Here is a 21637-nt window from a genome sequence, read left to right on the forward strand (position 1 = left end):
AAAAAATGGACGAGAATATCATACAACAATGGATTGACAAGTTATATACGGCATTGAAGAGGGAAACCGGCATGTCGATACAGGACTTGAAAGTAGAATGCGGATTATCTGATAAAGAGATTTACTTAATCATAGGCTGGCTCATACATGATCATAAAATAATTTATGACATGACGACTGACCGAATAAAAATTGAATGCGAAGAAATGAACTTAACGTGCTATAATACCTATTCAATGACATGAGAAATAAGGTAGGATTAGCACAAATATTAATAACAAAAAAATTAGTAGAAATGAAAAAATTAGTAATGATGGCAGTTTTGGCCATAGTATTGGGAACTGTACAAGCTGAAGCTCAAGGCTTAGTAAAGAATCTTATGGGACGTATGTATGGAGGCCCCAAAGTAGAAGCAAATCTATCCGGCTTTTTCCTTTCGGACATACCGGGGGTAAAAAGCAAAATGAATGTAGGAGGCTCGGCCGGTGGTTTCTTCGGTTTTCGTGTTACAGAGAATTTTTCTATACAGGAAGACATTCTGATGCATTATCAGGTTTCCCAGTTGGAACAAGATGGAAAGAAAGGCGACCTTAGTTATTTAGGCGCGGAACTTGCCTTCTATGCAGTAGGGCATTGGAATGTATATGGTAATAATCGTTTGATCGTAGGTGCGGGACCGTTTGTAGGGTATGGTTTAAATGCAAAATACAAAATGGATGATCATGAAACAGACCTTTATGAAAAGAATGGTAATGGGGATAAAGTATTCCAGCCGTTCAGTGTAGGAGCAGGCGTTATGTTAGGATATGAATTGGGCTGCGGACTACAAATTAATGCTTCCTATAAGATAGGGATTTTGGATCAGCTTGATGCCTCAAAAGATAAAGTAAGCATGTTGCCAAGCCGAATCAGTTTGGGAGTGGCATATCGTTTTGGGAAATAAGATTTCTTTTGAGAAGAATAATGAAATTATTATTACAACACCGAATACTTTTAGGTTACATCATATTGATAGCAGTCATCGGTAGTATGGCTGCTATCATGTTCCATGAACGGAACCGGGTGCAAAATATCGAATCGGAAATTACAGAGATTCAGGAGGCTAACCGTACCATAAACGCCGCCCATCAGCATATTACCGTCCTTGCCACGTTGGGAGAATCTGCGATTACATGGGACAAGAAGGATTATCGGAAGTATCAGGTACGGCGGTTGCGAATAGACAGCCTTTTGCAGATTCTGCAACGAGACTATGAAGAGTTCGTCCCGACCAGACAAATAGATACGCTCCGTCTTCTGCTGGCCAATAAGGAAAAGCACCTGCACCAAGCCATGCTGGTGTTTCAGCAACACGACAGTCTCTTATCGGAACACCTGCCCGTCCTTGCCCGGCAAACAAGAAATTTCCGCACCGTAACCCGAAAAAAGAGAGGTCTTGCCGGGCTTTTCGGAGGCAAGGAGACAGTACAAGTTCCGACCACTCCAAACACGCTTCACTCCCTGAACGAGCGATTGATTTCGATGGAGGAAGAACGGCAGCAGACAATCGACGCTTACACGGACAGCCTGCGTATTCAAAACCGGGAGTTGAACCGCAAGCTGTATGTGTTGATTCAAGATATGGACGAGCAAACACAAGCTACATTTCAAGGCAAGGAATTATATCTCCAACAATCCTATGAGCGTTCGACTCTGATTATTACCGGACTGATTCTAAGTGCCATTGTACTCCTTGTCGTTTCTTATCTGATTATCCAACGGGATATCAGAGAGAAGGCAAGTACTCAACGGCAATTAAAGGATACGATAGAGCAAAATACGGCACTGCTGGAAATGCGTAAGAAAATCATACTTACCATTACCCATGACATCCGCGGTCCGCTGAATACCATTAACGGAAGCGCGGAACTGACAATGGATACCCGCAACAAACGGGAAAGGGACCGTTACCTCACGAATATCCGTATCCTCTGCAAACACATCCTGCATCTTCTTAACAACCTGTTGGACATGTACCGTTTGAACGAATCGAAAGAAAAGCGTAATGACGTCCCGTTCAAATTGGATACATTGCTGGAACGTATTGCCACCGGATTTACGCTAACGGTAAACAATAAAGGGATTGTGTTCTCTCATGGTTTCACGGGAACCGATATAACCGTTAAAGGCGATTCTGACCGCATAGAGCAAATCATTGATAATCTATTGACCAATGCCATTAAATTCACGGAAGCCGGAACCATCGTATTCGCAGCTGATTACAAGGATGAAACATTGTTCTTGAAAATCAGTGATACAGGCATCGGAATGAGTGAGGATATGCTAAAACGTATCTTCCAGCCTTTTGAAAGATCCACATCCAGGACAAACCCGTCCGGATTCGGTTTGGGGCTCGCCATAACCAAAGGACTGATTACGCTGTTGGACGGCAATATAACGGTAAAAAGCGAAATAGGAAAAGGGACAACCTTTCTTATTAGCTTGCCGTTGCCTTTCACGACAGAAAGTATTGAAGAGGAGGAACATAGATCCGATGCACTAATGGGGCTTCCGCAACGCGTATTGGTGATCGACGATGATCCGATGCAGCTTGAAGTGGTCCGGGAAATGCTGGAGCGCAGCGGTATCTTCTGCAAGGCTTGCCGTAACGTGCAGGAGATTGTGAATGAAATGCGAAAAACCGATTACGGTCTGCTCCTGACCGATATACAGATGGCAGGTACAGACGGCATTAAACTGCTTGGACTGCTCCGCCAGTCTGATATAGGCAATTCCCGGACTATCCCCGTCGTGGCCATGACCGCGCGGGGTGAAAAACCAAGAGACTTTTTCCATAAAGCCGGTTTTACAGCTTGTCTATATAAACCATTTTCCAAAAACGAACTGCTGAATACTTTGGCTGTCGCAGGAGAAGCAGACCGCATAGCGGACTTCTCTGCGTTGATTTCCGACGTCGGGGATAAATCACGTATGCTGGACATGTTCATTTCAGAATCCCGTAAAAATATAGCCGCCCTGCAATCGGCTTCCGCCCGTAAAGACCGTGAGGCGCTCCGCGAGACGGTGCACCGTATGATGCCGATGTGGGAAATGATACAGGCGGAAAGGGCATTGCTGGCATACCGGGGGCTCCTGCATAAGGAAGAGGTAACGGACGGATGCATCACCGACCATACCATACGAATCATACAGCATATGGAAAAGTTGATAGAAATGGCCGAATCAGAGAAAAAAGCAATAGAAAATGAAGAAGATATTAATCGTTGAAGACAATACGGCACTGGCGTACATGATACAGAAGTGGCTGTCAAGGGAAGGATATGATACAGAAATAGTAAGCGGGGAACCTTCCGCCCGTAAGCAGGTAAGGAAAGGAGACATAGACCTGATACTTTCCGACGTGCGCCTGCCCGAAGGAGACGGCATATCCCTATTGGAATGGATACAGAAAGAGAAAATGGATGTCCCGTTCATAGTCATGACCGGATATGCTTCCGTACCCGGGGCGGTGAAGGCCATCAAGCTCGGCGCCAAGGACTATCTGGCGAAGCCCGTTCAAATGGAAGAACTTCTCGACTTGCTGCAGGAAATTCTGCAACCTTCATCCTCCGTGCGGTTGGAAAAGAAAATGCTGCATGAGCGTATCAGCCCCAAAGCGGTGGAGGCGGAAAGACTGGCCGGAAAGGTGGCCCCATTCGATATACCTGTCATGATATGTGGAGCCAACGGAACCGGGAAGGAATCAATCGCCCGGATTATCCATGAGGGCAGTTACCGGCGTGACAAGCCTTTTGTCGCGGTGAATTGCGGTGCAGTGCCGAAAGAGCTGGCATCATCCTTGTTTTTCGGACACAGGAAAGGGGCCTTTACCGGGGCTGACTCTGACCGGGAGGGGTATTTTACGATGGCTAAAGGTGGCACGCTGTTTCTGGACGAGATAGGCACCGTGCCTGCCGAAATCCAGACGATGCTGCTTCGTGTCCTGCAGGAGAACATTTATGTTCCGGTAGGAAGCAACAGGGAACTACAAGCGGATGTGAGGATTGTGGCTGCAACCAATGAGGATATGGAGCGGGCCGTTCGTAACGGGACTTTTCGTGAGGACCTGTTCCATCGTCTGGCAGGGTTTGAAATCCGGCAGCCATTACTATCCGAATGTCCGGAAGACATCATTCCCCTGGCCGAATTTTTCCGTGAGAAATATTCCGGAGAACTCAGGCAGGCTACAACAGGCTTCACGCCTGACGCACGCAAACTGCTACTGACATATTCATGGCCCGGTAATGTCCGTGAGTTACAGAACAGGATACGCCGGGCAGTGCTGCTGGCAGAGCAACCGTTGATTGGCATCAAGGACCTGAATATAGAGATACAATCCGGAACCCCGGCTGTTCCTTCCGTCATCCGACCGCTAAGAAACAGCGATGACGTGGAGAGACAATCCATCATTGACGCCTTGAAGAAATGCGGGGGACATCGGAAAAAAGCCGCGGAACTATTGAATGTCAATCCCGCGACATTATATCGGAAAATGAAGAAATACGGGTTACGGTAGAACAAAAACACGCATAAAGCCCATTTTCTCTTTTCAGCAGTTGCCCTTTTTAGCAAACCGGTCTGTATATAAAGGCAGCTTATTTTTGTTTTTTGTCCTTGCTTTTTCGTCTTCAGGCGCAACGACTTCGGAGTGAAGCCCGTCCCGAGCCTCCAGGCGAGCGGCAAGTTGTTTTGGGGTGCCGGAAATAATTTCGGGCGCCCCAAAACACAACTTGCCATGTTCGCTTGAACATGAATTTTTCTGTCGAAAAATCAAAATATGGCATCTTATCTACTCCCCGCTGATAAACTCCTTCCGCCGACATCTTTATCACTCCTTGAATGCCAAAAACCGGAGCCACCGGGACACTTGGGCGGTGTAACAGGATGACATACAGTGCCACAGACCGTCAGCAGGCCGCCATGATAGTGGCAATCCGGAAATTTTATCGTTATTTTGCCGCATGTCCGAACGCGTCCGGTCGCACAATTATCCATGTGTTCGTCAGATACGGGGTGTATTATTGCATCCGACCATCGGGTAACGGGTGAACGGAAACATATAAGAACATAATAATGTAACCGTCCGGCCATGTGTGAATGCGTGACCGGCTTAATGCCGGACGGAACACGTGGGGGATTGGATACGTGACCGACTTACTTAGTGGATGTACATATCCGTTCGGCGATATACGCATACAGGAATGGCCGTATTTTCGCATTCACGACGTGAGAGAAACGCAATACTGCCGGAAAAGAATTGTCCAACTATCTAAAATATGGAATTATGGTAAAGAGAAAAGAGGTTAAAATCGATGAGGAGCAGATACGCAGGATGATGACGGGGGACATTCCTGCCGGCTTCATGAAAAAAAATTATGGTGACAACGCTGCCGGCTTCAAAAGAGAAGGAGACGAGGGATTAGATACGGAAAAACAATCCGGGATTCCTGCCGTACCCGACAAGGTGGAAGATTCCGGTACATCTACTGGTGAAGAAGTACCGTCCCCGGCCCTCCGGGAGAAAACACGCCGGACAAGGAACGGCTTGCAGGAGTATCCCGAACATCTGTTTGATAACAACGTTGTGAGGGAACGCCGACAGACCTATGTCAGTAGTGATAACTACGAACGGGTGCGCACCCTGCTTTCCGTGGTAGCGCCGACCGTCAGTATTTCGTGCTATATAGACAATATCCTCTCGGCCCACCTGGAACAGTACCGTGACGAGCTGAATGCCATCTACAGCAGCCGTATCAACCTGAAGCCGTTATGATGTTCCGTTCACATGTGAAAAGGGACATCCGACAGTCAGAATCTCTTCCTGCTGCCGGATGCCCCCTGTTTTTCCTTTCACGACCTTGTGCCCTATCTCGTGCCAGTGGCTCTCTTTCCTTTCGGTATCGGGTTGTCGAGTATTATCTTGTAACAGAGTTTGCCGTCCACATTCACCGGTTCCCTCGCCACCATAAACCCGGCACATTTCTCCACCTTCGCGGCATCGAGTATCATGCCGGCTATGAAGCTGTTGGAGAAACGGGCGCAACGCGGGTCATTCCATATCGTGAAGCCGTTCTCGTCATCCGATACGAACATGTACCAGTCTTTCGGTCTGTCGTCATCCCTGGCGATTCCCAGCCGGTTGCCGGTGTGCAGGTTCAACTCCCTGCTTAATATCTTGCTCAGGTACATGCTGCCGTCACGGCATACCGTGATGATCCGTTTGCCCTTGTAGGTCAGTGCCGGATGTGAATTGCTCTTGTCATAAACTGTCAGTTTCATAATCATTTGCATTTTATAGTTATACATTGTCTGTCATTATACTTGTCATGCTGCCTCGCCGGCCATAATCATTCTTCTTCTGGCAATGAATTTCCGGTTCGCCCGGACGGATTCCATCATCGTCTGTGCCCTGCGTGTCACCACCGAGGTCTTCTCGCCCATGTGCCTGGCGATGGTACGGAACGAGCTGCCGGTCTCGTAAAACCGGAGCATGAATATCCTGTAATCCTCGTAGGAAAAGTGATGCCTGAGGAATTTCTGTATGTCCCTTACCAGCCTGTCGCACCCGGTAAGCATCTCTTCCCGCTCCTCCGTCTCTTCCGGGCTGTCCGTCTCACCCAGTCTTGAGAAATATTCGTCTCCGGGGCTGTCGTAACGGCTTTCGTCCCTTGCCCCCGACTGTAGGATTCTCCGGTAACACCCGAAAAAATAAGAATCCATGTCCTTTATCCCGTCCTTTGAAAACATCACCTGCTTCCTGACTGCCAGATACGCGTCATGGAATGCGTCCTCGTCAATCTTCCCGTAAAGGGACACACTTTCTTTCAGTCTCGCGTATGAACGGTTGAACCATCCGTTGAATTCTTTCACGTCTTTTGTTGCCATATCCTTTGATTTTATCTGTTAGACATCCGGCCTGCGGTGCAGGCACTCTTGTTTCTTTGTATGCCTTACAGCCGTTCTCCCACCGGAAAGGTGTCAAGGCTCGGCAGGAAAAAATACCGGAGCGCGGAGCGTGAGGATGATTTTTTCCCCGCCGACCCGCAGGGCCTCGGCCTTGCGCCCCGGTGGGGAACGGCTACCTTTGCTTCAAAGAAATGAGGGTGTCTTTTGAGGTTTTCTACCTCCGGATTTGTCATCTGACGGTGAAAAAGAATGTCTGCCGGTGACACGTGCCCTCCGGTTTGCAGACGGTTCCCGTTTTTTTATTTTCTTCGCTTCCGAAACGGTTTACGGGCACATGAATCCCTTTCCGATATCATCTGTCCGCCATTCCGTTTTACAATAAAAATCAATGTCAAACTTAAAATTACAGGAATATGGAAGTAGTGGTTATAGACAAGGCGACTTTCGAGAGGATGCTCTCGGGATTTGAGAATTTCGCGAAAAAGGTGGAACGTCTCTGCCGGGAACATGAGGACTTGGGAGAGAGGGAATGGCTTGACAGCGATGACGTGTGCAGGCTGCTCGGTATCAGTCCGAGAACCTTACAGACGATGAGGGAAAACGGTACGCTGGCTTACACTAAGATAAGCCACAAGGTGTATTATAGGCCGGAGGATGTGAAGGCTGTCTTTCCCGTGGCGGGAATGAAACGGCGTATTGGCGCCAATAAAGGAAGAGAATACAATATCAACAAACTATAAATACCGGGCTTATGAATGACAATGGCAATATCCGGTTGCTGACACTGGAAAACGACATGCGCGTGAGGGCCTTTTTCTCGTTGCTGGAAGACCTTTCAAGCAGGGTGGAGAAAATACGCGACAATAATAAACCGTCATTGGACGCAGAACGCTATTATACAGACAAGGAACTGGCGGTTAAACTGAAAGTCAGCCGCAGGAGCCTCCAGGACTACCGCAACAACGGCATACTGCCATATACTCAGGTAGGCAGAAAAATCCTGTATAGGGCTTCTGACATAGAGGGTGTCTTGATGGACGGGTACAAGGAAGCGTATAGGTTGAAAAATACATAAACATCGAACTTGTAAAGTTACTTTTAATCTGCAAAGCTATCCTTTAAGCATGGAATATGCGGATAAAAGCAACTTTTATCATAACATGATGTCAAAATGAGAAGTGGGAAGAAAAGTGCAAAAAGTGGGGAGAAGAAAGTAAAAGTAGGGAGAAAATCATTGCTTTGCTTTCACTGGATAACACACTGAGCACAACGGCACTTGCCCAGCGGATAGGAATAACCCCCAAAGCCGTGGAAAAACATATTTTCAGGCTGAAAGCGGACGGAGCGCTCCGACGAATCGGGCCGGACAAAGGCGGATATTGGCAAGTGGTCGAAAAAAAGGATTGATTTTTCTGGAGGGAGCGCAGTTTGCCGCCTGCCTTTTTCTTTGTGTTTCAAAAAATACCCCCCTATAAAATATCAGTATGGAATATCAGAACAGCATACAGACCGGTAGTATCCTACTGTCAGTATGCTGTTTCTTTATTTTGTTACATCGACCTTTCCGTCAGTCGCTTGTTTCCGCTGCCGTCAGCGTTCATTGTACAGACGTGAAAGGGGAAAGGTTTTCGGGCTGAATACCCTTTGCCCGCAAAGGAAGATTCTGTCCGAAACGGCATCGCCGCCTGACCTTTTCACTTTCAGGAAAGTCTGTACTAACTTCTATGGACGAGCGAGGAAACAGGCGGCTACGAAACTGTCATTGGTTGCCATTACCGGAATGTGTGCGGTTTTGACTTCTCTTTTCCATCAGTTTGTCCATTTCCTTTGAGATTTTCTCCTCCGTTATTCTGGCATATCCCTGGGTGGTGGTGATATTCGAGTGCCCCATCATCTTGGCTATGCTCTCGATTGATATGCTCTCCGAAATAAGGAGAACCCCGAACCCGTGCCGGGCCTGATGGTAGGACAAGTCATCGTTCCTGCCCAGAATCACACCGATTTCCCGTATCTCGTGCCAGATGGAATCCCGGCTTGGCAGTGGGAACACGAGATTGTGCATGTCGGTGGTGTTGTACAATGCCAATATCTGTTCGGCTATCGGGTGTAAGGGGATAACCGCCTCCACACCGGTTTTCTTGCGGTTGATGCGGATGAACCGCCTGCCATCCGCTGTCGTCTCGATATGGCGCGGATGAAGCTGCTTGATGTCGGCATAGGCAAGTCCCGTCAGGCACGAAAAGATGAACGACCGTCTGCCCAGTTCCGCACGCCCGTCATTCAAGGGCATGGCCATGATCCTTTTCATTTCCTCACGGGTGACGTACTTGTGCTTGGGGGCGGGCTTCTTTTCATATTCGACATCCTCCACCGGATTGGTACGCAGTATCTCGTTATCCACGGCAAGATAAAGCAGCCTGTTCAACCAACAGAGGCAACGGTTGGTCTGCGTGGAGCTGAAATTCTTGTTCCGTACAAGAAATGCCTTGTAACCTTTGCCGAAGTCTTCCGTTATATCCTCAAAGGCAATGTCCTTCTTGCCCATGGAGATAAGGTAGTCAGTCAAATATTTTTGGAAGTATTGGGAATGGCGGTAAGTGGAAATGGAATTTATCTCTTTGCTCCGTATTCTGAGACGTTCACGCTCTATCTCGCCCATTTGTAATAAATGGGTTGGAACCACGAACTGCCTTGTCACTTGTGCCTTGATTATCTCTGCGCTTACAACGCCTTGTGTCCGTAAAATATCCTCGTATGTCCGTTCGATATACTTCCGGTACTCTTGCAGTCTGGCGCTTTCCCTTACCGTGCGTATTGTTCCGGTTTTGGCGTTCCAGTCTTCCGGCTTGCAGTATATCCCGGTGGTGATGGCGGTGTTCCTGCCGTCAATGGTAATACGGCACATGACAGCCGTTGTCCCGTCGGCCTTTACCTTGCTGCGGTTGATGTAGAATAATATGGAAAATGTACTTCTCATGATGTCTGTTATTTATGGGTTATAGAACAAGTTTGAAATCTTTGGTAGCCTCGATAAGTCTGTCCATGTCCTCGAAGAGTTTTTTAGGTGTCACACGGGCATACACCTGCGTTGTCTGTATATTGTTATGTCCCAGCATTTTGCTGATGGTCTCAATCGGTACACCCGCTTCAAGGGTGACGAGCGAGGCAAACGAATGACGGCCGACATGGTAGCACAGGTTCTCCTTTATCCCTGCCAATACGGCCAGTGCCTTCATGTGGTTTCTCAGGCTTGGATAGTGAATCATCGGGAACAAGGTATCTCTTTCCTCATCATGGTATTTCTCTATCAGGTTAACGGCTTCCGGTAACAGTTTCACGCTTGCTCGGAGTTCGTTCTTTTTCCGACGGTATTTCAGCCACAATCTCCCGTCCTCGTCCGTATGCAGATTTTCTTTAGTGATTGTTACAGCATCACTATACGCTACCCCGGTATAGCAGGCGAAGAGGAACAGGTCCCTTGCGAGGCGGTGGGTCGTGCGATGCGGGGCTATCTCGACATCCCGTATCTTCTCGAAACTTTCCCGGCTCAATGCCTTGGGTGTCTTGACGGTCTGTTTCGGAAGGACATAATGCTGGAACATGAACCGCTCGGAATGCCCTTCCTTATAGGCTTTCCTGCAAGACTTCTTGACAATTGCCAGGTAATGCCGTGCGGTATCCACGGCGTGTCCTTTCTCATCAAGGATGAAATTCTCATAATCGTGAATAAACTGTTCGGTAAGTTGTCCGAAGGCCAGATCCTTTGTCTTGAACCTGGCTTCAATGAACTCCCGCATGGTACGGCAGGTATAGTCGTATGCCGGATACGTCCCTTTGGCCCGGTCTATCCCGATACGACTCTTTACTTCATCCCTGACGGCTTCCAACATCTTCATCAGGGTCATTTGGGTGTTCATGCTGCCCTGAAAGGTATCCTTGAGTGTCATTGCGTCAAAATCGGCCTTGCGCTCCAGAAGGGAATCGAAGGCGGCATTGACATCAAGCAGCAGCTTGTCGATTTTTGCATTGGTTTCAACGGCCTCCCTGCTTTTGCCGTTCAACCGGCTTTCGCGGGGATTCCACAATCCGGGAGTGCAGGAGAGCTTGCAGCTGAACTGCGCCATCGTGCGGTTCACGGTGATACGTCCCATTATCGGGGCTTTGCCCGACTTGTCCAGTCCGCTCTTTTTGAGGTAGAGCAGAACCTTGAATTTTTCAACTTTCATACGCTTATAATTTTAGTGGCAAATTTACCTGTTTTACAAGCGTCCTTTGGTATGCAAAACTGTGACAACCAGTGTAATATATCGTCGTTTCAAATTATCTGGCCTGCTTCGCGTTACCTTGATTCCTTTCGGTAACTGTCCGGCTAACGGTTTGGTAACTGAACATCTTCAATAATCCCCACTTTCTTGCTTTTTACTCATGTGGAAGAATATAGAGAAATGCTTAATTAGCAACAGATTACGTCACGTTTTCTTCTCGCTTCCATTGCTCATATCGCTTTTCTGTTTCCATTGTTTTAGGCACAGCTACGCAACCCTGCAACTGGCTGGAGGAACTGATATTTATACGGTCAGCAAAATGTTGGGACATACAAATGTGCGAACAACACAGGTGTATGCAAAGGTTGTTGATGAAAAGAAAGAGAAAGCTACAGAAACCATTAAATTGGATTTATCTCAAACAAAATAACCATTATTATACTTTGTAAGTATAGCCATCTGCGTAAAATCTGCGTGGGTGGCTTTTTGTTTTTATCTATGGTCTTTTCTTCTGACCATCTTATGATCCCTTGATGATTGAAGACATTATCATAAAAATCTACTACTGATATTCTCCACTATTCATGTTGATAATCAATGGGTAATCCTTATGATGATTATGTTTCGTTACTGCTTATTTATGTGATGTATTACACTATGAAATCAGTATGCGTAATCGCTGTTATTTTGCCGAAAAATCAAAAAACAAGTAGCAATATGAGTGAGAAGAACATTACATTTGAAGATTTACCCAAAGCAATGTCGTGGTTGATGGATAAATTGAATGAGCTGGATTCTAAAATAGATGGATTAAACAATCAGAATCAAAGCGTTCCAACCGAACAATGGATGAACCTTAAGGAATTGTGTGATTATATTCCCAGTCACCCGGCAGAGCAAACTGTATATGGCTGGACGAGTTGTCATCTAATCCCATTCCACAAAAGAGGGAAGCGTATCATGTTTCTAAAATCGGAAATTGACGAATGGCTCCATGCCGGCAAAATCAAATCTGATAAAAACTTGGAAGATGAAGCCGCCCAATTCATAAAGTCAAAAAGAAATACCAAATTCTAATGGATTCAACCAATTTATGCAATGCGCTCAGAATGGAATTTGAAGGGATCTTTGAAAACAAGATTCCTTTGGATGCTTTTCCTGCCAAAATTCAAGATATGATATTGGCTCTATCCCGACAAGAGAATTATTCCATAGAATATATGATGGCTTCTCTTTTGGTGGCAGTGTCAACCGCTATCGGCAACGCTGTCAATATTCGTATTCGTGGTGGATGGATTAGTAATCCTGCCCTTTATATGATATTGGTAGGTCGTCCCGGAATGGGCAAAACCCCACCTTTGGATTTTGCATTCCGTCCTATCCGAAAGCATGATGCCAAAATCATCAAACAATTTAAATTGGATATGGAGCATTATAATAGCTTGGTTGAAAACAATAAGGCTAAAAAAGACAAGTCCTCTTCATTGCCGGACAAACCAATTTTACGAAGAACCATCATATCCGATTTTACACCGGAAGCTTTAATGCGTGCGTTGGATGACAATCAGCGAGGTGTCGTGGTATATGTGGATGAAATTATGGGAATGTTTAATGCCGTGAATCAATATAGCAAAGGACAACTCATTGAGCAGCTATTGACAGCCTTTAGCGGAAAACCATTGGATATTTCAAGATGTAGCATCCCTGTACCTATTCATATAGAGCATCCTTTTATAAATATTGTCGGCACGATGCAAACGACACGTATGCACGAACTGATAGAGAAAGGATATAAAGACAATGGGCTGATAGACAGAATAATTTTTGTTTATCCATCGTCTCAGGAAATTTCAGATTGGGGGCTGGATGAAGAATCTTCCGTATCAACTTTTGGTAAATACTCATCAATGTGGGATTCTATTATAAATAAGGTAATTAGTTTGCCATTTATAGAGAATGAAGATGACAGAGCCATACATAATGTATTGGAATTTTCTTCGGAAGCCAAAGCCTATTTTACAAACTGGCGCAATAATGCAGTTCGGGCTGTTAATCAAATCCAAGATGATGGATTGGTGGATAGCAGAGTGATTAAAGCTCCCATGATTACGGCTCGTTTAGCTTTAGTCTTGCAAATCCTTCGTTGGGCTTGCGGTGAAGAACACAAGGATTTTGTGGATATTGACTCAACCAAATCTGCTATTGCATTGAGTGAATACTTTGAGAACTGTTATACCAACATTCAGAAATATATGTTGCGAGAGAGCGTTGAACCGCAAAAAAGAGAATTGCTTGATTGCCTTTCCGCAACTTTCACTACTGCCGATGCCATTCAAGCCGGAAAAGAAGTAGGGTTGTCGGAAAGGTCGGTAATGTATTCTTTGGTTAGCCTTGCTACGAATAAGGTTATCAAGAAAGTAAAGCGAGGTGAATATGAGAAGCTGCAATAAACGACACCTTTTGCAGTTTGCAGTTGTTGCAGTTTGCACTTTGCGCTGACATAGGATTTCTGCAAAACTGCAATAAGTGCAAACTGCACGGACTGCAATAACAAAATGAAGAAGTATGGCTGAATATAGATTTTCTCTTCAAAAATATAAGCGTGGGTCAAAACTTTCATGCCCGAAGTGTGGAAAGAAACAATGTTTTGTCAAGTACATAGATAGCCAAGGAGAAATAACTTTTCCTGATTATGTAGGCAGATGTGACCATGAGCAATCTTGCCAATACCATTACACTCCATCGGATTATTTTCATGATAACCCAATGGTAGTGGATTACAACAAGGATAACTTCATTGAAGCCGATAAGCCTAAGCCCAATTTACTGCCTCCAACCTCTTTTGTTGACAATGAACTAATGAAACGTACTCTTACTAACTATGGTATGAATCCATTGTACATCTACCTGTCTGGGATGTTGGGTAAAGATGAGACTTCTCGGATATTCCAACTATATCATGTTGGCACATCAAAGAAGTGGGGCGGTTCTACTGTCTATTGGCAAATTGATTGGCAAGGTAATGTACGAACAGGGAAGATAATGTTGTATGATGCAGAAACAGGACATCGGACAAAAGAGCCAAGAAGTTATGTTAGTTGGGTACATACAGAACTGAATCTCCCAAACTACAATTTGAAGCAATGTTTGTTTGGCGAACATCTGTTATCTGAGAATCCGACCAAACCTGTTGCTATTGTGGAAAGCGAAAAATCCGCTTTGATAGCTACCCATTATATGCCGGAATTTATATGGTTGGCAACAGGTGGAATGCATGGATGCTTCAAGTCTGACGTGGTAAGTGTATTGAAAGGTCGGTCGGTTATGCTATGCCCGGATTTGGGTGCAAGAGAGGTTTGGCAAACCAAGATGGCTTTACTCACTTCCGTATGTTCTAAAGTTGTATTGAGTGATAGTTTGGAACAATGCGCCACAGACGAACAGCGCAAGAACGGACTTGATATTGCGGATTTCTTATTGACGACTGAAACACCTGCGATGATACTTCAAAAGATGATAAAGCGAAATCCAAACCTACAAACTTTGATTGACTGCTTGCATTTGGAACTGGTGGATTCCGGTTAGTGATGTGTTTTTGGAGAAGCCAAACTAAGGGGAAAGTAAAACTATTGATTATCCAAATGGATATAGGTGACAATAGCCACTCTTAAAGTTGACAGACAAATGGCATAGTTCGGACAAAGACAATGCTTGCATTAAGGTATGTAATGCCCCATTTTTAATGGGTATTCTATGCAAGAAGTACCACCGTCCGACAAAATGGTTTCACTCATTTATCGTCTTGGAGGCTTCTTGCATTACTCGCAGGCTCGCAATGGATAGAACATTTTATTAATAAATTCCAGTTATAAACGCTTATGGATATACAACAAAACAATGGAAAACAGGGTGTTCGTACTCGTCATATAGACATTCGTCTGACTGAAAATGAGTATGAAATGATAGTAGAAAAAGCTGCCGAATGTGGACTGACACTTAGTAACTACGGACGAAAATTATTGCAAAATCACCATCCAAACAAACGACTTTCAGACGAGGAAGTACAAGGATTGAACTCTTTATCGGATGCACGAGCCGACCTTATCCGCATTCAGAATGTACTCAAAGGTAAACCTGATGAGATTAAAAAACGATATTTCCGAGATGAGAATTATATGCGTGCTTGGATAGAGGCAGTAAATAGGCTTATTGTCCGATGGGGACAAATACGAGACAGTATAAATCAAATTTGAAATTATGATAGCACAAGGAAAGGCAATTTCTCATGGAGCAAGAGCCATTGAGTATTCTATGGAAAAAGATAAAGCCCAGCTCGTTAAGGTGAATGACTTGCCGGAAAATATAGAACCTTTGGCTATGTGGTCACGGATGATGCAACACCAGCATCAATGTATGAAAGACAGATATAATCCGAAGCCCATAAAGCTGAACGCACTGCGCTTTGAAATATCTCCAGCCAAAGAAGAATCGGCAGGATGGACAATGACGGATTGGCAGAATTTGGCGGATGAGTTTATTGCAGTACTTGACGGCATTGACCGAAGATGTGGCAAACCAGATAGTCATCTTAAACCGACCAATATCAAAAATAGCCAGTATGTTGTTTCGTTACACACTGACAGCAAAAGTGGCATCCCTCACTTGCATATTGTAGCTAACCGCATAGACAATATGGGCAAGACAAACGATGCGCATTATATTGGTGAACGTGCCGTTCATGCTGCCAACATCATCAATGAGAGACGTGGCTGGGTGCAATCCGTGCAACGTCGTGATGAGAATATTCAGCAAATCAGTGAAGACTGCATCGCAATATTGAAAGCTATGCCAGAATTTGATTGGGAAACTTATAGCCAAATGTTAAACGCTAAGGGGTACGATATTAAGTTGATAAAGGACGATAAGGAAGTGGTCAAAGGGTACGCTATACGAAAAGGGAACTCTATTTATAAATCCTCGATATTGGTTAAAAGTCGAAAATTGATGCCATCAAAAATTGAAGCGACTTGGATGGGATTACATGCTTCTGATAAACAAACTGCAATTCAGTCAAAGGAAGTATGTACTCAAACGATGGCGCATAATAATAAAGAGGTGATGCCACAATCAAAGCCTTCTATTTACCACTATTCCATAACAGTGGATGGAGAACAACTTGAGGTTGATATACCAGATATGGTTAAGTCTGTCTTTGACGAAGAGTTTGGAAGCCTTGATGAAGAAGTCAAACAGACCAATTTATTCAAAGTTGCCGCCTTACTATTTGCCAGATATTTGGATGCTGCTACTTCTATGGCGGTTTCAAGCGGAGGTGGTGGCAGTCCCGGTAGCGGATGGGGTAAAGATAAGGACGATGATGAGCGTAACTGGGCTGTTCGTTGTGCAAAAATGGCAAAATGGCTCTGCAAACCGATTAAACGTAGCAGGGGTAGATAGTATTTCATTTATAATCACATATAACCATGCGTAAAAGTAAATATGACCAATCTTCTTTGCCTGTGCAGGATAGCAAGAGCATAGATAGTGATGATAACATTAGCAAAATTGAAAATCGTGTTGATTTTGAAACCGAGCTTGTAAATCTCACGAATCAGATTAAGGACATCAAAGATGTTATCCAAGAATTGAAACAGATAAAAGCATTTGTAGATGCTTCAGTGTTAACTTTTGAAGAATCAGCACAGGTTCTTAATGCTGCAGTGAAAACATCCGACAATATCCCTGATACTATTAGCCGTGCAATTATTCAGGCAGAGAATACTGTTATAAATGTCAAACTTAGCGATGAAGACAAGTCTATTCTTACAGAATATCGCAATAAATTGATTGAAGAAGAAAAATCTTTATTTGAGAAGCAGATAACAGAATTGAAGACACTTCATACGAATCACTGGAAAGAAGTCCATAAATGTGTGAAATCTGAAACTTCGTTTTCTCTTAATGGCAAAATAGCCAAATGTGCCGTTGTCGGATTCTGGATATTGTATGCGTATTTCTGTTTGACATTGGGAGGATTGATAATCTATATGAAATTCTTTTAAGGAATTGGAAGGATGGATTGACCAACCTTCCAAATACATCACCATGTTATGACCTTATCAACAATCTCTTGTTGTTCGGCACTGCTACGCCTCAAATAAATACGAGTTGTTTCAATACTTTCATGTCCCATCAGGTCAGCAAGTAGAGAAATATCGTTGAACTTCTCCAAGAAATTTTTAGCAAAGCGATGACGGAATGAATGGGGGTAAACCACTTTCTCATTCAATCCGTATTTGGCTGCGTAGTTTTTCAACTGTTGCGCAATCCCTCTTGTAGTGATACGCTCACCAAAGCGATTAAGAAAAAGATAGCCGGTGGTACGATTGACTTTGCTAAGCCATTCTGTGGCTTCCTTGCGCAAGGACTTCGGAATGTAAATACGACGTATTTTGCCACCTTTGGTGTAGATGTCAAAATAACCCATCTGCACGTGTTCAGCCTTCATTTGGATTAGTTCACTGACTCTTGCTCCTGTTGCTGCGAGGAAACGAACTACGAAATACCATTCTTGGTTTTCCTCCTTTTTTAGTTTGTTTTTTAGAAAAGCGTAGTCGGCATTACTGATTACATTTTCCAAGTAACTCCGCTGCTGCACTTTGACGGATTTTAATCTCAAACGAGATTTTCCCATGCTATCAAGATACTTGTTCATTGCCTGAATACGAAGATTCACTGTCTTAGGCTTGAATTTCTCAATGAGATAGGTTTTATACACAAGCAAATTGCGCTTGTTCAATTCTTTGTGCCGGGAATAATACTCTTTTACGGCATAGAGATAAGCTGCAATTGTGTTCTCCGCCATATTCCCTTGACGAAGATACGTTTCAAAATTTTCAATGTTCATGTCAGATACATTATTAGTTAAACAATTCGTTATCATAATAATGTATGGTATTGCCTAATTCATTGAGTTCCTATTATGAGAAGTTTATCGCTACAGGAGAGGTAAAATGCATTGATGAGGAGATTCCGTTTGAGATTCCGCAGGGGTGGGAATGGGAAAGAATTGGCAATATTTTTGAAACAACAAGTGGTTCTACGCCATTAAGTAGGAATCCAGATTATTATAAAAATGGCAATATCAATTGGGTACGTACAACAGACTTGAACAATGGAATTTTGAACAAAACCGAAATACAAATAACCTCGAAAGCAGTTATCGACTACAACCTTTCTATTTTACCCCAAACCTCAGTGTGTGTTGCAATGTACGGTGGTGCTGGGACAATAGGCAAACACTGTATCTTGCATTTTGATACAACTATAAATCAATCTGTATGTGCCATCCAGCCTAATGGATTTTGTAATATGGATTACATCCATACTTTTATTGAATATCAAAGACCATTTTGGATGGATTTTGCAGCAGGTTCAAGAAAAGATCCCAACATAAATCAACTCATTATTAAGCACTGCTTGTTACCTATTCCACCACAAGAAGAACAACTACGCATTGTTATAAAATTAAATCAATTATACCCATATATTTATCAATATGGAAATAGTCAAAATAGACTCAACCAAATAAATAAAGAAATATGGCATAGTTTAAAAAAGTCAATTCTTCAAGAAGCTATTCAAGGCAAGTTAGTTCCACAAATAGCAGAAGAAGGAACAGCCCAAGAATTACTTGAACAGATACAGCAGGAGAAACAGAAACTTGTTAAAGAAGGCAAATTGAAAAAGGCTGCACTTAACGATAGCATCATCTATAAAGGTGATGATAACAAGTATTGGGAGAAGAATGGTAAAATTGAAAAAGATATTACTAATGAGATTCCGTTTGAAATACCCGATTCTTGGTGTTGGATAAGGCTAAATAATCTCTGTAATATCACAAATGGCTTTACCCCATTAAGAACAGAACTTAAATTCTGGAAAAATGGTAACATTAATTGGTTTACAGTTGAAGATATTCGTAAACAAGGGGAATATATTTATGAAACAACTAAAAAAATCACGGAATTAGCAGTCAATAAGGATAGAATTGTAAGAGCTGGAAGTGTATTGTTATGTTGCACCGCTTCTGTTGGTCAATGCGCCATGACTATGATTCCTACCACAACAAATCAGCAATTTAATGCTTTAACTGTTAAAGAAGAGTATCGTTGTATTGTCAACGATGAGTTTTTGTTTTTATTTGCGAAAACATTGGAACCAATACTACATGATTTAGCAGGAAAAACGACCTTTGAATTCATATCAGTAAAAAAAGTTGGGAACATCCTTATCCCAATTCCACCAGTTTTAGAACAACATAGGATATGCAAAGTAGCCAATAAAGCAATAGCAAGTATTATGAGCAGATAGGGAATACAAGTCGCTGTATTGATGAGGAAGTTCCTTTTAATATACCTAGTACTTGGATATGGACAAGACTTTCTTGTATCGCAAACGTATATACTGGTAATAGCATTAGTGAAGCCGAAAAGAAGTCGAAGTTCACTAATGTAAAAGGGCGCTATTATATTGGGACTAAGGATGTTGATTTAAAAAATCGGATTACATACAATAATGGGGTTGCGATTCCCGAACAGCATGAATCAGCTTTTAGGATTGCTCCTAAAAGTTCGGTGTTGATGTGTATTGAAGGTGGAAGCGCTGGAAAAAAAATTGCTGTATTAAATCAGGATGTATGTTTTGGTAATAAACTATGCTGCTTTGCAGCATATACAGAAATAAGCAAATATGTATACTACTATCTGCAATCTCCAATATTCTTAGATATGTTTAATCAATATAAGACAGGCATCATAGGTGGTGTAAGTATTGCAAAAGTAAAAGAAATATTGTTACCATTACCTCCACTGCAAGAACAGCAACGCATTGTTGCCCAAATAGAAAAACTATTTGAGCAACTGAAATAATTCGTCAATGCGTTGAGTTATCCTTTTCTGTTCTGCTAAAGGTGGAATACCAATAGGCAGATTGTAGAATAACTCTTTATTGAGGTGCGGAATAGCCGCACCTCTTTTTGAATTCCTTAGCTCCGATTTATAGAACAAAATGAAAGCCAATACATAAGGCTTCCACATGACAGAAGAAAGCCATAGTTGTTTGAATGTACTCCCCATATACCCATCATCTGGAGCAGAGAATACTTCACCTGAATTTTCACCGTCCACCAAAATGATACTATCGCCAGCTAACACAAATCGACCTTTCTCAATGATGGTCGCAGATGATTTGCCACGTAGATATTTAGCATTCAGACAAACCTCTTTTCCAAGTTTCTTTTCTCCATCCGTTAGTTGGCATATATCCTTCAATCGTAAGACAGTCCAATTATTTGGGTACTCAAAAAGTAACTCAATTTCAATCAGTTTTCCGTTTATCGTCTCATAATACTTGTTATCATCACCTTTGAAGATTATAGAATCGGTTAAGGCAGACTTCTTTAGTTTACCGTCTTTGACAAGTTGCAATTTCTCTTGCCGTATTTTTTCGAGTAATTCTTGTGCTGTACCTTCGTCTGCAATCTGTGGAACAAGTTTTCCCTGTATTGCCTCTTGGAGAATAGACTTCTTTAGCTTATCATTGATTGAAATATTCAACTCTTCCAAGCAGTCCTGTACTTCGCTATATTTTTTTATAAGTGGCAAGAGTTCTTCTAATTTGGCAACAATCCTCTTTTGTTCGGGAAGAGGGGGAAACGGTAATAATAATCCTTTTAAGCGATTCGCTGAAAGTCCAGGCATTGCAGTTCCTACTGAAGCTAAGTTATTGCTTTCTTTTAATAGGTAGATAAAGTGATATACATATTCGCAAATGCCATTTACACATGGACGTAATCTATGGACATGATTTTGAAGACAAATATCATAATCATAGTTCCAAATTGCAGAACGACCGTAACCTGCACCACCTTCACAAACAAGCAAATCGCCTTTTGTAGCAGAACACGTTTTTATTTCTTCCTCTGTAAAATTCATAACTTTTACATTGTCAAGAATGAAATTTCCCCAATATAGATTGGATGTTGTAATAAATTTCTGTGGTGTTCCGCCATTCTTATTACTACCACTTTGCTGCTTTCCACTTGTATGATTGAAGATGTTGCCAATGCGTGTCCATTCCCACCCATTTGGAATCTCAAACGGAATCTCGTCATCAATGCACTTCACCTCTCCCGTAGCAAGAAACTTCTCATAATAGGAATTATCGTCACCACGGTAAATGATAGATTCGTTTTTGTCTTTTTTGATTTTCTTTTCCTTGACCAGTCGGGCTTTTTTAGCTCTGATACGTTCAAGAAGTACCGATGCCGGTTCGTCATTAGGGTCTTGCGGTACAAGTTTCCCCTGTATCGCCCACTGGAGTATGCTGTTTTTTAATTGCTTACCGTTCATTTTATTCTAATTGAC

General features: G+C 43.2%; 22 protein-coding genes and 1 pseudogene. 17 read left to right on the top strand and 6 right to left on the bottom strand.

Annotated elements, in window-relative coordinates:
* Positions 1-5: 5 nt before the first annotated feature.
* From C4S38_RS06430 to C4S38_RS06450, 5 genes are all read left to right on the top strand, one after another.
* Positions 6-245, top strand: a complete 240-nt coding sequence (locus C4S38_RS06430; protein WP_103983030.1) for a winged helix-turn-helix domain-containing protein — start codon at positions 6-8, stop codon at positions 243-245.
* Between the two features lie 50 nt (positions 246-295).
* Positions 296-943 (top strand): outer membrane beta-barrel protein, encoded by a 648-nt coding sequence (locus C4S38_RS06435; RefSeq protein WP_160034652.1) that lies wholly within the window; start codon positions 296-298, stop codon positions 941-943.
* A gap of 20 nt (positions 944-963) precedes the next feature.
* The gene (locus C4S38_RS06440) at positions 964-3267 is read left to right on the top strand and encodes an ATP-binding protein (protein ID WP_103983032.1); all 2304 of its coding nucleotides are present in this window, start codon (positions 964-966) and stop codon (positions 3265-3267) included.
* Positions 3245-4555, top strand: coding sequence for a sigma-54-dependent transcriptional regulator (locus C4S38_RS06445; protein ID WP_103983033.1), 1311 nt, complete (start codon positions 3245-3247; stop codon positions 4553-4555). Before C4S38_RS06440 ends, C4S38_RS06445 begins: the two co-directional genes overlap by 23 nt.
* Positions 4556-5323: 768 nt before the next feature.
* Complete coding sequence (locus tag C4S38_RS06450; protein WP_103983034.1) at positions 5324-5812, top strand: DUF3408 domain-containing protein; 489 nt, start codon at positions 5324-5326, stop codon at positions 5810-5812.
* A gap of 92 nt (positions 5813-5904) precedes the next feature.
* On the opposite strand, the gene C4S38_RS06455 is transcribed toward C4S38_RS06450, so the two are convergent.
* Together C4S38_RS06455 and C4S38_RS06460 are read right to left on the bottom strand one after the other, a co-directional pair.
* Positions 5905-6318: a hypothetical protein gene (locus tag C4S38_RS06455; RefSeq protein WP_103983064.1), complete on the bottom strand. Its 414-nt coding sequence runs from the start codon at positions 6316-6318 to the stop codon at positions 5905-5907.
* 45 nt (positions 6319-6363) lie between these two features.
* Positions 6364-6924 carry a sigma-70 family RNA polymerase sigma factor gene (locus tag C4S38_RS06460; RefSeq protein ID WP_103983035.1) on the bottom strand — a complete coding sequence of 187 codons (561 nt, stop codon included), beginning with the start codon at positions 6922-6924 and terminating at the stop codon, positions 6364-6366.
* 434 nt (positions 6925-7358) lie between these two features.
* On the opposite strand from C4S38_RS06460, the gene C4S38_RS06465 reads away from it, so the two are divergent.
* The 3 genes from C4S38_RS06465 (at position 7359) to C4S38_RS06475 (ending at position 8352) form a co-directional block, all read left to right on the top strand.
* On the top strand, positions 7359-7685 hold the full coding sequence (locus C4S38_RS06465) for a helix-turn-helix domain-containing protein (protein WP_103983036.1): 327 nt from the start codon (positions 7359-7361) through the stop codon (positions 7683-7685).
* A gap of 11 nt (positions 7686-7696) precedes the next feature.
* Entirely contained in the window at positions 7697-8020 is a 324-nt protein-coding gene (locus C4S38_RS06470) for a helix-turn-helix domain-containing protein (RefSeq protein ID WP_103983037.1), read from the top strand.
* 164 nt (positions 8021-8184) lie between these two features.
* The gene (locus C4S38_RS06475) at positions 8185-8352 is read left to right on the top strand and encodes a winged helix-turn-helix transcriptional regulator (protein WP_234999306.1); all 168 of its coding nucleotides are present in this window, start codon (positions 8185-8187) and stop codon (positions 8350-8352) included.
* Positions 8353-8704: 352 nt separating this feature from the next.
* On the opposite strand, the gene C4S38_RS06485 is transcribed toward C4S38_RS06475, so the two are convergent.
* Both C4S38_RS06485 and C4S38_RS06490 read right to left on the bottom strand, forming a co-directional pair.
* Complete coding sequence (locus C4S38_RS06485; RefSeq protein WP_103983040.1) at positions 8705-9922, bottom strand: site-specific integrase; 1218 nt, start codon at positions 9920-9922, stop codon at positions 8705-8707.
* Between the two features lie 19 nt (positions 9923-9941).
* Entirely contained in the window at positions 9942-11171 is a 1230-nt protein-coding gene (locus tag C4S38_RS06490) for a site-specific integrase (protein ID WP_103983041.1), read from the bottom strand.
* A 286-nt stretch (positions 11172-11457) separates the two neighbouring features.
* On the opposite strand from C4S38_RS06490, the pseudogene C4S38_RS06495 reads away from it, so the two are divergent.
* The 7 genes and pseudogenes from C4S38_RS06495 to C4S38_RS06525 all read left to right on the top strand — a co-directional run.
* Positions 11458-11640, top strand: a pseudogene (locus C4S38_RS06495) (tyrosine-type recombinase/integrase); the annotation flags it as partial.
* A 287-nt stretch (positions 11641-11927) separates the two neighbouring features.
* Positions 11928-12287: a helix-turn-helix domain-containing protein gene (locus C4S38_RS06500; RefSeq protein WP_032945184.1), complete on the top strand. Its 360-nt coding sequence runs from the start codon at positions 11928-11930 to the stop codon at positions 12285-12287.
* A complete protein-coding gene (locus tag C4S38_RS06505) occupies positions 12287-13660 on the top strand; it encodes a DUF3987 domain-containing protein (protein WP_007563562.1) in 1374 nt (457 codons plus the stop codon). Before C4S38_RS06500 ends, C4S38_RS06505 begins: the two co-directional genes overlap by 1 nt.
* Positions 13661-13775: 115 nt before the next feature.
* Positions 13776-14795 (top strand): DUF6371 domain-containing protein, encoded by a 1020-nt coding sequence (locus C4S38_RS06510; protein ID WP_103983043.1) that lies wholly within the window; start codon positions 13776-13778, stop codon positions 14793-14795.
* Positions 14796-15088: 293 nt separating this feature from the next.
* Positions 15089-15463 (top strand): plasmid mobilization protein, encoded by a 375-nt coding sequence (locus tag C4S38_RS06515; protein ID WP_007563566.1) that lies wholly within the window; start codon positions 15089-15091, stop codon positions 15461-15463.
* Between the two features lie 4 nt (positions 15464-15467).
* Positions 15468-16667, top strand: a complete 1200-nt coding sequence (locus tag C4S38_RS06520) for a relaxase/mobilization nuclease domain-containing protein (protein WP_103983044.1) — start codon at positions 15468-15470, stop codon at positions 16665-16667.
* Between the two features lie 26 nt (positions 16668-16693).
* On the top strand, positions 16694-17272 hold the full coding sequence (locus C4S38_RS06525) for a hypothetical protein (protein WP_103983045.1): 579 nt from the start codon (positions 16694-16696) through the stop codon (positions 17270-17272).
* 38 nt (positions 17273-17310) lie between these two features.
* Here C4S38_RS06525 and C4S38_RS06530 read toward each other — a convergent pair whose 3' ends face one another.
* Positions 17311-18117 carry a tyrosine-type recombinase/integrase gene (locus C4S38_RS06530; protein ID WP_007563571.1) on the bottom strand — a complete coding sequence of 269 codons (807 nt, stop codon included), beginning with the start codon at positions 18115-18117 and terminating at the stop codon, positions 17311-17313.
* A gap of 44 nt (positions 18118-18161) precedes the next feature.
* On the opposite strand from C4S38_RS06530, the gene C4S38_RS06535 reads away from it, so the two are divergent.
* Together C4S38_RS06535 and C4S38_RS06540 are read left to right on the top strand one after the other, a co-directional pair.
* Complete coding sequence (locus C4S38_RS06535) at positions 18162-19583, top strand: restriction endonuclease subunit S (RefSeq protein WP_103983046.1); 1422 nt, start codon at positions 18162-18164, stop codon at positions 19581-19583.
* 104 nt (positions 19584-19687) lie between these two features.
* Entirely contained in the window at positions 19688-20140 is a 453-nt protein-coding gene (locus C4S38_RS06540) for a restriction endonuclease subunit S (RefSeq protein ID WP_234999309.1), read from the top strand.
* Here the strand turns inward: C4S38_RS06540 and C4S38_RS06545 are convergent.
* Positions 20120-21622, bottom strand: a complete 1503-nt coding sequence (locus C4S38_RS06545; protein WP_103983048.1) for a restriction endonuclease subunit S — start codon at positions 21620-21622, stop codon at positions 20120-20122. The two genes, C4S38_RS06540 and C4S38_RS06545, sit on opposite strands and share 21 nt — an antisense overlap.
* Positions 21623-21637: the final 15 nt, after the last annotated feature.

The organism is Parabacteroides chinchillae, assembly GCF_900108035.1.
In the GTDB taxonomy this organism is placed as follows: Bacteria; Bacteroidota; Bacteroidia; order Bacteroidales; family Tannerellaceae; genus Parabacteroides; species Parabacteroides chinchillae.